Below are 10,293 nucleotides of genomic sequence, written 5' to 3' on the forward strand. Positions count from 1 at the left end.
GTGGCTGTTGAAGGCCAGAAATTCTTTAATTTGCTTACATGGTTGATGACGATCATTACCGTGATCGTGTTGGCTTTGTTGCTCTATGTGCTTTTCCGCTTCAGCGCGAAACGCAACCCGGTGCCGTCGAAAACAACCCACCACACCCTTCTTGAAGTGGTCTGGACGGTTGTGCCGGTGCTGATCCTCCTTGTTATTGCGATCCCCTCATTCCGCCTGCTGTATTTCGCAGACCGCGTTGAGGATGCCGATATGACGCTCAAGATCATCGGCAAGCAGTGGTACTGGACCTATGAGTATCCCGATCATGGGAACTTCACGTTTGATTCCCTGATGATCGATGAGGAAACCGCCGTTTCCGAGGGCATGAACCGACTTCTGGATGTGGACAATCCCGTTGTCCTGCCGGTGGACCAGAACATTCGCCTGATCATGACGTCTGATGACGTGATCCATAACTGGGCCATGCCGTCGCTGTTCATCAAGCTTGATGCCGTTCCTGGCCGACTGAACGAAACCTGGACCCGCATTCCAGGCGAGTATGCCGGAACGACATTCTATGGTCAGTGCTCTGAGCTGTGCGGCGTGAACCACGCCTATATGCCGATCGCAGTCAAAGCTGTTACCATGGAAGAATACGAGGCCTGGGTAGCCGAGGCCCAAGAAGAATTCGCATCTGCTGATCTGCCGTCTGCGGTATCAGTGGCATCGGCAGAGTGAGGGAGAGATTGATGGCTCACGCTGATACACACGATCACGATCATACCCCCGGCTTCTTTACCCGTTGGTTCCTGTCGACCAACCACAAGGATATCGGGACTCTTTATCTAATCTTCTCAGTGCTTGCCGGTTTGATCGGTGGTGCGTTTTCGGTCTGGTTCCGTATGGAACTGGCACAACCGGGAACCCAGGTCATTGATGACCCGCAATTCTTTAACGTGCTTGTGACCGCACACGGCATGATCATGGTGTTCTTTGTTGTCATGCCCGCGATGATTGGCGGCTTTGGCAACTGGTTTGTTCCGATCATGATTGGCGCGCCGGATATGGCGTTCCCGCGTTTGAACAACATTTCGTTCTGGCTGATTGTTCCGGCCTTTATCCTGCTGATGCTGTCGGCTGTTGTCGGCAGTGGTGCCGGCACCGGCTGGACGGTTTATCCGCCACTTTCAAGTGTGCTTGGCCATCCGGATGCCTCGGTGGATATGGCGATCTTTGCCCTTCACCTTGCCGGTGCCAGCTCGATCCTTGGTGCGGTGAACTTCATTACCACCATCTTTAACATGCGTGCGCCGGGCATGACCCTGCACAAGATGCCGCTTTTTGCTTGGGCAATGCTGGTGACGGCATTCTTGCTGCTGCTGGCGGTGCCGGTACTTGGTGGCGCGATCACCATGCTTCTGACCGACCGTAACTTTGGTACGGATTTCTTTAATCCGGCCGGTGGCGGTGACCCGATCCTGTATCAGCACCTGTTCTGGTTCTTTGGTCATCCAGAAGTGTACATCATGATCCTGCCGGGCTTTGGCATCATCAGCCACATCATCTCGACCTTCTCGCGCAAGCCGATCTTCGGTTATCTCGGGATGGCCTATGCGATGGTGGCAATCGGTGTTGTCGGCTTCATCGTGTGGGCGCACCATATGTACACGGTGGGCTTGGATGTTGATACCCGTGCATACTTTACCGCAGCGACGATGGTGATTGCGGTGCCGACCGGGGTTAAGATCTTTTCGTGGATCGCGACCATGTGGGGGGGCTCGATCACCTTGCGGGCTCCGATGCTTTGGGCAATCGGTTTCATCTTCCTGTTTACTGTGGGCGGTGTGACAGGTGTGATTCTGGCGAACTCGGGCATGGATCTGCCGCTGCATGACACTTATTTCGTTGTGGCGCACTTCCACTATGTGCTGTCGCTTGGTGCCGTCTTCTCGATCTTTGCCGGTTTCTATTACTGGTTCAGCAAAATGACGGGCTACGAGATTTCCGATCTCGGTGCGAAGCTCCATTTCTGGCTGTTCTTCATCGGCGTCAACCTGACCTTCTTCCCGCAGCACTTCCTTGGGCTGGCCGGTATGCCGCGTCGTTATGCCGACTACCCGGATGCGTTTGCCGGATGGAACATGGTTTCGTCTTATGGTGCCTATATCTCGTTTGCGGCGACGATCTTCTTCCTTGGTGTGGTGGCGCATGCCTTCATCCGTGGCAAGAAGGCCGAAGCAAACCCGTACGGGGAAGGTGCAGATACACTGGAATGGACCGTCAGCTCTCCGCCGCCGTTCCATACCTTTGACGAACTGCCACGTATCAAGTAAGTGATCCTGGTTTAAGTCCCCCGCAGGCCCCGGTTTGCGGGGGGCATCCTACCGCCCCAAACGAGAAGACCAGAGTTCAATGACCAAGCAGGCTGCCAACCAGACCATCGCACTCGAAAACGCAGTATCGCTGCCGGTTTCCGATGTGCGCGACTATATCGCATTGCTTAAGCCGGGCGTGATGACCCTTGTGGTTTTCACCGGTGCTGTTGGTCTGTTGATTGCCCCGGGCTCCATTCATCCGTTCCTTGGACTCGTCGCAATCGCCTGTATTGCCGTTGCCAGTGGTGCGGCTGCATCGATTAACATGTGGTACGATCGTGATATCGATATCCACATGAAACGTACCCAGAACCGACCGATCCCGGCCGGGCGGGTGCCCGCAGACGAGGCCCTGTCACTTGGCATTGCCCTGTCGATCGTTTCGGTAACCGTCATGGCGGTTGCCATCAATTTTGCGGCTGCGGCTTTGCTTGCGGTGTCGATCGCGTTTTACGTGTTCGTTTACACCATGTGGCTTAAGCGCAGCACACCACAGAATATCGTCATTGGCGGCGCCGCCGGGGCCTTTCCCCCGATGATCGGCTGGGCGTCGGTGACCGGCGGGATTGATATCAATTCAATCGCGCTGTTCATGATTATCTTTATGTGGACACCGCCGCATTTCTGGGCGCTGGCACTGTTCCGTTGTGGCGATTACGCCAAGGTCGGCGTGCCGATGATGCCGGTTGTTGCCGGAGAAGCCGCAACCAAAAAGCAGATGCTGGTTTATACCATCCTGCTGTTGCCGGTGACGCTTGTGCCGGTTGCGACCGGATTGCTTGGTGTCTTTTACGCGGTGACTGCGGGCCTGACCGGGCTTTGGTTCCTGCGTCATGCGGTTCGTGTTCTGCGCAATGCCGAGGAACGCGCCCCGCACAAGATGTTTGGCTATTCGATCCTGTATCTGTTTGTCCTGTTCGGGGCGATGGTTGCAGACGTCTGGCTTGGCGGGTTGATCGCATGAGTGAGGAACCCAAAATGAACAAGGCGGAACTCGACGCGTTCTATGCCAAGCGCAAAAAGAAGAACTGGGCCTTTCTGGTTATCCTGACCAGCCTGATCGTCCTGTTCTTTGCGATCACGATTTTGAAGATGAGCTAGGAAACCATGGCTGATCAGAAACACACAGATAGTATCAAGGCACGCAACAAGCGCGTTTTGCTGAGCTGTGTTGTCGTCGTTGGCGGCATGATCGGTCTGTCCTATGCATCTGTACCGCTTTATGAGCTGTTCTGTCAGGTCACCGGCTTTGGCGGGACGCCGCAGGTGGGTAAAGACACCGGCGTTGAAGTCTCGGAAAAGACCATCAAGGTTCGGTTCAATGCCGATGTGAATTCCGGCCTGCCGTGGCAGTTCAAACCCGAACAGCGTGAAATTACGGTGCGTCTGGGCGAAGATAATCTGGCCCATTACGTGGCCGAAAACATGTCGGTCAAGCCGATCACCGGTCAGGCTGTCTATAATGTGACGCCGCTCAAAGCCGGGCAGTATTTCAGCAAGATCGCGTGTTTCTGTTTTGACGAGCAAACCCTTCAACCGGGCGAGCGCGTTGACATGCCGGTCAGTTTCTATGTCGATCCGGCAATTGCCGAAGACATCAATACCCAAGACGTGAAGACGATTACCCTGTCATACACTTTCTTCAAATCCGAGGCATCGGTGGAAGCAAATGACGGGAACGAAGATCAGGGAGGCTGACAGAACACGGTTTCGTGGACTGGACGGTCTTTGGTTAACAAAGCGAACTTAGAGTTTCTTTTGTAAGGATTGAGGGGGGCAAGGAATGAGTGATCATGCACAAAAGCATCCGTTCCACCTGGTAGACCCGAGCCCGTGGCCGCTGGTGGCTGCGGCGTCCGCTGGTCTTTTTACCGGTGGTATGGTCATGTTCATGCATTCGGACCGTGCGCCGGCTGACTTCTGGCTGGCGGCGATCGGCATTGCAGGCATTCTGTTTGTGATGTTCCGTTGGTGGAGCAACGTGATCAGCGAATCACACATCTATCATAACAAGGTCGTTCAGATCGGCCTGCGTTACGGGATGTCGCTGTTCATCGCATCCGAGGTGATGTTCTTTGTCGCCTTCTTCTGGGCATTCTTCCACAACGCGTTTGTGATCTTCAGCCCCGGTGTGACTGAATGGCCGCCCGCAGGTGTTGAAGTGCTTGATCCGTGGGATCTGCCGTTCCTGAACACCCTGATCCTGCTGCTGTCGGGTTGCACCCTGACCTGGGCGCATCATGGCATCCTGGAAGGCAAGAAAAAGGACCTTGTTCAGGGTCTGGCACTGACCGTTGGTCTTGGCGTCATCTTCCTGTTCCTGCAGGCATATGAATATAGCCACGCGGCATTTGGCTTCTCTGACAACATCTATTCCTCGACCTTCTACATGGCGACCGGTTTCCATGGTTTCCACGTGTTTGTCGGAACGGTGTTCCTGGCGGTGTGCCTTGTGCGCGCGATGAAAGATGGCTTCAAACAGGACCATCACTTTGGTCTCGAAGCAGCAGCCTGGTACTGGCACTTCGTTGACGTTGTCTGGCTGTTCCTGTTCTTTGCTGTTTACATCTGGGGTGGCGAATAAGCCGTCGTCAGGTGACATAAAAGATCATGGATGATTATTATCCAAACCTTTCCCCCATTCGTACCGGGTTGGCATGCAAATGCCCCCGCTGCGGTGGGGGAAAGTTGTTTTCGGGCTATTTGACAGTGCGTGAAACCTGCGAGGTTTGCGGGCTGGATTTGCGCGGCCATGACTCCGGTGATGGTCCGGCTGTTTTCATCATCTTTATTCTCGGATTTCTGGTGGTGCCGATGGCGCTGTGGGTCGAAATGACCTATATGCCTCCACTCTGGCTGCACGCGGTTGTGTGGGGACCGGTGATCATTGGTTTGACGCTGGTCTTGCTAAGGCCGCTTAAAGGCATCATGGTGGCGCTGCAATACCGCCACCGATCGACATCCGAACAGGACTGACCCTTCATGCCACTTCTTAAAACGCGTCCCAGTCTGGCGATGAAAATTTCCGCCGGACTGTCTCTGATCATTCTTTTGGGGCTTGGTTCCTGGCAGGTTGACAGACTGTTCTGGAAAAAAGACCTGATCGAAATGCGCCAGGCGCAGGCACAAATGCCGCCAATTGCCGTGCCGACCGATACCGTGCTTGATCCCGATATGGCATTTCGCGCGGCATATGCCGAAGGTCGTTACCTGAACGATCAGGAAAAATACCTGATGGCGCGCACACGGCGCGGTAATGTCGGTTTTCAGTTGATCACACCGCTTGAACAGGAAGATGGCCGCATCATTCTGGTCAATCGTGGCTGGGTGCCGCAAGATTACCGCGAACCTGAAACCCGCCCCGAAAGCCTGATCGAGGGTCCGGTGCGGGTATCGGGTGTGTTGCGCCTGCCAAGCGAAAAGCACTGGGCGCAGCCGGAAAACGACGCGATCCGTAATCAGTGGTTCTATGTCGATGTCAATCACATGGCCGAAGATACCGGTGCGGACCTTGCCAGCCCGTATTATCTCGAACTCGATGATACGCCGATCCCGGGCGGATTGCCGATTGGCGGGCAGGCCAAGGTTGAGTTGCCCAACAACCATCTGGAATATGCCATCACCTGGTATAGCCTGGCACTTACCCTGATCGTGATTTTTGTCCTTTATCACCGTCGCCCAACCAGCGATGACGAAAAAGACGCGCAAGCCTGATCTTGTCGCCACCAGTTGACTGATATTTTGCGGAAAGCAGCCGGACTGCCCGCGCAGGAGTTCCCATGACCGAAGCGTATAAAAAGCTCGAAGCCCGTTTTCACCGTATGAGTGTCCTGTCCGGTATTGGCGGGATGTTGCACTGGGATATGGCTGTGATCATGCCGGACGGCGGTGCAGATGCCCGTTCTGAACAGCTTGCAACATTGAGTGTTCTGGAAAATGAGCTGATCAATGCGCCGGATCTGGGTGATCTGATCAGCAGTGCGGAAAGCGAGCAGCTTGATGACTGGCAGCAGGCTAATCTGGCGGAGATGAAGCGCGCATGGGTTCATGGCACGGCGGTGCCAGCCGATCTGGTGGAAAAGATGTCACGGGCGGAAACCCGCTGTGAAGTGGCATGGCGCAAGGCACGCGCCGACAACGATTTCAAAGGGCTTCTGCCGCACTTGCAGGAAGTGCTTGATCTGTCGATTGAAGCTGGCAAAGCCAAGGCAGAGGCATTGGGCACCTCGGTATATGATGCGCTGTTGGATCAATATGATCCGATGATGCGCTCTGATCGGATTGATAGCCTGTTTGCCGAGCTGGAAAGCTTCCTGCCCGATTTCACCGCCGATGTGATCGAACGTCAGAAATCCGAAGACAAGCCGGTTAAACCAACCGGTCCGTTCGCGATTGAAACCCAAAACCGGATTGGCCTTGATCTGATGAAGGCGGTTGGTTTCGATTTTGATCATGGGCGGCTGGATATTTCCCATCATCCGTTCTGTGGCGGCATTCCGGAAGATGTGCGTTTGACCACGCGCTATGACGAGAATGATTTTACCTCGGCCATCATGGGGGTTCTGCACGAAACCGGCCATGCGATGTATGAACGCGGATTGCCCGCCGATTGGCAGAACCAGCCGGTGGGCAAGGCGCGCGGTATGACCATGCATGAAAGCCAGTCGCTTCTGGTGGAAATGCAGGCCTGCCGGTCGGAAGAATTCCTGACCTATGCCGGACCGGTATTCAAGGCTGCCTTTGGCGGCGACAACGCCGCGTGGGGGGCCGCAAACCTGCATCACCTTTATACCCGTGTTGAGCCGGGCCTGATCCGTGTTGATGCCGACGAGGTGACCTATCCCGCACATGTGATCTTGCGCTATCGCTTGGAGCGCGCGTTGATCGAAGGCGATATGAAGCTTGCCGATCTGCCGGGCGCCTGGAACGAGTTGATGCAAAAACTTCTGGGCATTGTCCCCGAAGATGACCGTAATGGCTGCATGCAGGATATCCACTGGCCATCGGGCGCGTGGGGATACTTCCCGACCTATACGTTAGGGGCGATGGCCGCAGCGCAAATCTTTGCCGCAGCCAAGGAATCCAACCCTGAAATACCCAACGCGTTGTCGCGTGGTGATTTCGCCCCGTTGATGGGCTGGCTTCGCACAAACATTCACAGTCAGGCCTCAAGCAAATCCACCGATGCCATCCTTGAGGCCGCGACCGGAAAGCCCCTTGGCGTGGATGCCTTCAGGGCCCATCTTGAGAATAGGTACGGTCAGTAAATTCAATTGAATGGGCCCGGCAATCTGCTAGCATTGATTTATTGATCGGTGATACACGCTGCCATCGGTCCTCGGGACAAGAAGTTCCCAAACCTTTCATGGGCTCTGCAAACACATGGGCATAACCGACGGCAACAAGAAGGTGATGGACCGGCAGGTCTTTGCCATCGATCAGGTTATTTTCCGGGAAGGAAAGCCTGGAAACGCTGCCTATGTCGTGCAGGAAGGCCAAGTCGAAATCTTCAAAACGCTGGGCGAAGGCAAAGAGGTTATTCTCGGCTCGATCGAGGCCGGTGGTCTTTTTGGTGAACTTGCACTTGTCGATAATCAGCCGCGCATGGCCTCTGCCCGGGCCAAAGAACGTACCGTTTTGATCGCGATTAGCCGTCAGACGTTTGAAAAGAAAATGTCGGGGTCGGACCGGTTTATTAAAGCCGTGTTGCGAATCCTTTTGGGCAACTATCGCACGGTTGTACGCCGGGCGGCATTGGCTGAGTCGAAGCTCAAGGAACATGGCATCCCGCTTGACGGTTAGGGCGGGCTGAATGCGGGGTGGGGCCGTGGCCTGCGCGATAATGCGTAAAGCACGGCAGGCTTGCTGGATTGTCCCTTGACTATATCTGCTCAAACCCTCACTAAATCAGGCTTTGGCGTGTTGTTTGGCGGCGATTTGCGCCCAAATGCACGCAACCGATATTCGCCTTATGCAGGAGCAGGTCTAGTGCGCTATGTCAGCACGCGGGGAAGCGCCCCCGTTTTGCAGTTCGATGAAGTTCTTCTTGCCGGTCTGGCCCGTGACGGGGGGCTTTATGTTCCCGAAACCTGGCCGACCTTTTCCAAGGATGACATTCGTGCGCTGCGAACTCTGACTTATGCCGAAGTGGCCTTTAAAGTCATCCAGCCATTTGTTGCCGGCACTGTTGATGACGACGCCCTTAAGACCATTCTCGAAGATACCTATCGCGGCTTTGACCACGAAGCGGTCGCGCCGCTTAAGCAGCTTGGCCCGAACGACTGGGTGATGGAGCTGTTCCATGGTCCGACGCTGGCGTTCAAGGACTATGCGCTTCAGGTGGTTGGCCGACTGTTTGACCATGTTCTGGCCAAACGCGGTGAGCGGATCACGATTGTGGGGGCGACGTCGGGTGATACCGGGTCTGCCGCGATTGAGGCGTGCCGGGATCGCGAAAATATCGACATCTTCATCCTGCATCCCAAGGGGCGCGTTTCGGAAGTTCAGCGTCGTCAGATGACGACCATCCTGTCGGACAATGTGCACAACGTTGCGGTCGAAGGATCGTTTGATGATTGCCAGGATCTGGTCAAGGCGCTGTTTAATGATCATGGCTTCCGCGATGAGGTTGGCCTGTCGGCGGTGAATTCGATCAACTGGGCGCGCATCATGTGCCAGATTGCCTATTACTTCTGGGCGGGTGTGCAGCTTGGATCGCCGGAACGCGAAATTTCGTTCTCGGTGCCGTCGGGCAACTTTGGCAATGTTTATGCCGGTTATGCCGCCATGCAGATGGGCCTTCCGATCAAGCAGTTCGTGGTTGGTGCCAACCGTAATGACATTCTGGCCCGCTTCTTTGAAACCGGGACCATGAAGATGGAAGGCGTTGAGCCGTCGCTTAGCCCGTCGATGGATATTCAGGTCAGCTCGAATTTTGAGCGCCTGATGTTTGAACTTTATGATCGTGATGGGCTTGCGATTGCCGAGATGCTGACCAAGTTCCGTGAAACCGGTGTTATGGAAATGTCGCAAGGCCAGTTTGGCCGTGCACGTGAACATTTCGATGGCTATCGACTGGATGACGAAGAAACCAAGGCGGCAATCAAGGATGTCTTGGCGACCAGTGGCGAACTGGTTGATCCGCATTCGGTGATCGGCATCGTGTCAGGCCGTCAGTGCAATCGGGACAAATCGGTACCGATGGTGGCACTGGCAACGGCACATCCGGCGAAATTCCCGGATGCAGTCAAGCAGGCGTCGGGCATCTACCCGGACTTGCCGCCGCGTCTTTCTGATCTATATGACCGACCTGAAAAGGTCGAACCAATGTCCAACGATGTGGCGGCCTTGATGGCGCATGTTCGTAAGAACCGGCGTGCAGCCTGAAGACCAGCCATGGTTGGGAAAAGAATGCGAAACAGGAGTAATGCTATATGACAGTCGAGCTCACCCAGCTTGACAATGGAATGATTGTCGCGACTGACCGCCTTGATCATGTGCAGTCGGTTGCCTTGGGCACGTGGGTTGATGTCGGGGCGCGTAACGAGACGCCTGACATTAACGGCATTTCCCATATGCTTGAACATATGGCGTTCAAGGGTACGCGTCGTCGTTCCGCGCTTCAGATTTCCGAAGAAATCGAAGCAGTTGGCGGGCAGATGAATGCCTATACCTCGCGCGAGAACACGGCCTATTATTGCAAGGTCCTGCATGAAGATCAGGAACTGGCGATTGATGTGATTGCCGACATCCTTCAGCATTCCACACTGGATGCGAAGGAACTTGAACGCGAACGCCAGGTGATCTTGCAGGAAATCGGTCAGGCCAATGACACGCCTGACGACATCATTTTCGACTATTTCCAGGAAACCGCCCTGCCAAATCAGGCACTGGGACGTTCGATCCTGGGTAGTCCGGAAAATGTATCGTCGCTCAG

12 protein-coding genes are annotated in these 10,293 nt (G+C 55.0%); all 12 read left to right on the forward strand.

What is annotated here, in order from left to right; genetic code table 11:
- The coding region (gene coxB / locus B3Z49_RS11240; RefSeq protein ID WP_296990873.1) for a cytochrome c oxidase subunit II at positions 1-720 on the forward strand (720 nt) is incomplete at its 5' end.
- A gap of 11 nt (positions 721-731) precedes the next feature.
- The gene (ctaD, locus tag B3Z49_RS11245; RefSeq protein WP_296990875.1) at positions 732-2,315 is read left to right on the forward strand and encodes a cytochrome c oxidase subunit I; all 1,584 of its coding nucleotides are present in this window, start codon (positions 732-734) and stop codon (positions 2,313-2,315) included.
- 79 nt (positions 2,316-2,394) lie between these two features.
- Positions 2,395-3,321, forward strand: a complete 927-nt coding sequence (gene cyoE, locus B3Z49_RS11250; RefSeq protein WP_197146034.1) for a heme o synthase — start codon at positions 2,395-2,397, stop codon at positions 3,319-3,321.
- Positions 3,318-3,458: a hypothetical protein gene (locus B3Z49_RS11255; protein ID WP_157097699.1), complete on the forward strand. Its 141-nt coding sequence runs from the start codon at positions 3,318-3,320 to the stop codon at positions 3,456-3,458. The genes cyoE and B3Z49_RS11255 overlap by 4 nt, the downstream gene beginning before the upstream one ends.
- 6 nt (positions 3,459-3,464) lie before the next feature.
- Complete coding sequence (locus B3Z49_RS11260; RefSeq protein ID WP_296990882.1) at positions 3,465-4,055, forward strand: cytochrome c oxidase assembly protein; 591 nt, start codon at positions 3,465-3,467, stop codon at positions 4,053-4,055.
- A gap of 85 nt (positions 4,056-4,140) precedes the next feature.
- Entirely contained in the window at positions 4,141-4,941 is an 801-nt protein-coding gene (locus tag B3Z49_RS11265; RefSeq protein WP_008889200.1) for a cytochrome c oxidase subunit 3, read from the forward strand.
- A gap of 26 nt (positions 4,942-4,967) precedes the next feature.
- Entirely contained in the window at positions 4,968-5,333 is a 366-nt protein-coding gene (locus B3Z49_RS11270) for a DUF983 domain-containing protein (protein ID WP_064780024.1), read from the forward strand.
- A 6-nt stretch (positions 5,334-5,339) separates the two neighbouring features.
- Positions 5,340-6,071, forward strand: coding sequence for an SURF1 family protein (locus B3Z49_RS11275; protein ID WP_296990886.1), 732 nt, complete (start codon positions 5,340-5,342; stop codon positions 6,069-6,071).
- A gap of 65 nt (positions 6,072-6,136) precedes the next feature.
- The gene (locus B3Z49_RS11280) at positions 6,137-7,624 is read left to right on the forward strand and encodes a carboxypeptidase M32 (RefSeq protein WP_296990887.1); all 1,488 of its coding nucleotides are present in this window, start codon (positions 6,137-6,139) and stop codon (positions 7,622-7,624) included.
- A gap of 115 nt (positions 7,625-7,739) precedes the next feature.
- On the forward strand, positions 7,740-8,159 hold the full coding sequence (locus B3Z49_RS11285; RefSeq protein WP_008889204.1) for a cyclic nucleotide-binding domain-containing protein: 420 nt from the start codon (positions 7,740-7,742) through the stop codon (positions 8,157-8,159).
- Between the two features lie 186 nt (positions 8,160-8,345).
- Entirely contained in the window at positions 8,346-9,743 is a 1,398-nt protein-coding gene (thrC, locus tag B3Z49_RS11290; protein WP_296990890.1) for a threonine synthase, read from the forward strand.
- 47 nt (positions 9,744-9,790) lie between these two features.
- Positions 9,791-10,293 (forward strand): M16 family metallopeptidase (locus tag B3Z49_RS11295; protein WP_296990892.1); only part of this gene is annotated, 503 nt, incomplete at its 3' end.

It is taken from the genome of Thalassospira sp. UBA1131 (assembly GCF_002311515.1).
Taxonomy (GTDB): domain Bacteria; phylum Pseudomonadota; class Alphaproteobacteria; order Rhodospirillales; family Thalassospiraceae; genus Thalassospira.

Bases quoted from the DNA above. Each gene is read 5' to 3' on its own strand.
- B3Z49_RS11285 (WP_008889204.1), top strand. From the start codon at position 7,740: ATGGGCATAACCGACGGCAACAAGAAGGTGATGGACCGGCAGGTCTTT.
- cyoE (WP_197146034.1), top strand. From the start codon at position 2,395: ATGACCAAGCAGGCTGCCAACCAGACCATCGCACTCGAAAACGCAGTA.
- B3Z49_RS11280 (WP_296990887.1), top strand. From the start codon at position 6,137: ATGACCGAAGCGTATAAAAAGCTCGAAGCCCGTTTTCACCGTATGAGT.
- B3Z49_RS11265 (WP_008889200.1), top strand. From the start codon at position 4,141: ATGAGTGATCATGCACAAAAGCATCCGTTCCACCTGGTAGACCCGAGC.
- ctaD (WP_296990875.1), top strand. From the start codon at position 732: ATGGCTCACGCTGATACACACGATCACGATCATACCCCCGGCTTCTTT.
- B3Z49_RS11275 (WP_296990886.1), top strand. From the start codon at position 5,340: ATGCCACTTCTTAAAACGCGTCCCAGTCTGGCGATGAAAATTTCCGCC.
- B3Z49_RS11260 (WP_296990882.1), top strand. From the start codon at position 3,465: ATGGCTGATCAGAAACACACAGATAGTATCAAGGCACGCAACAAGCGC.
- B3Z49_RS11255 (WP_157097699.1), top strand. From the start codon at position 3,318: ATGAGTGAGGAACCCAAAATGAACAAGGCGGAACTCGACGCGTTCTAT.
- B3Z49_RS11270 (WP_064780024.1), top strand. From the start codon at position 4,968: ATGGATGATTATTATCCAAACCTTTCCCCCATTCGTACCGGGTTGGCA.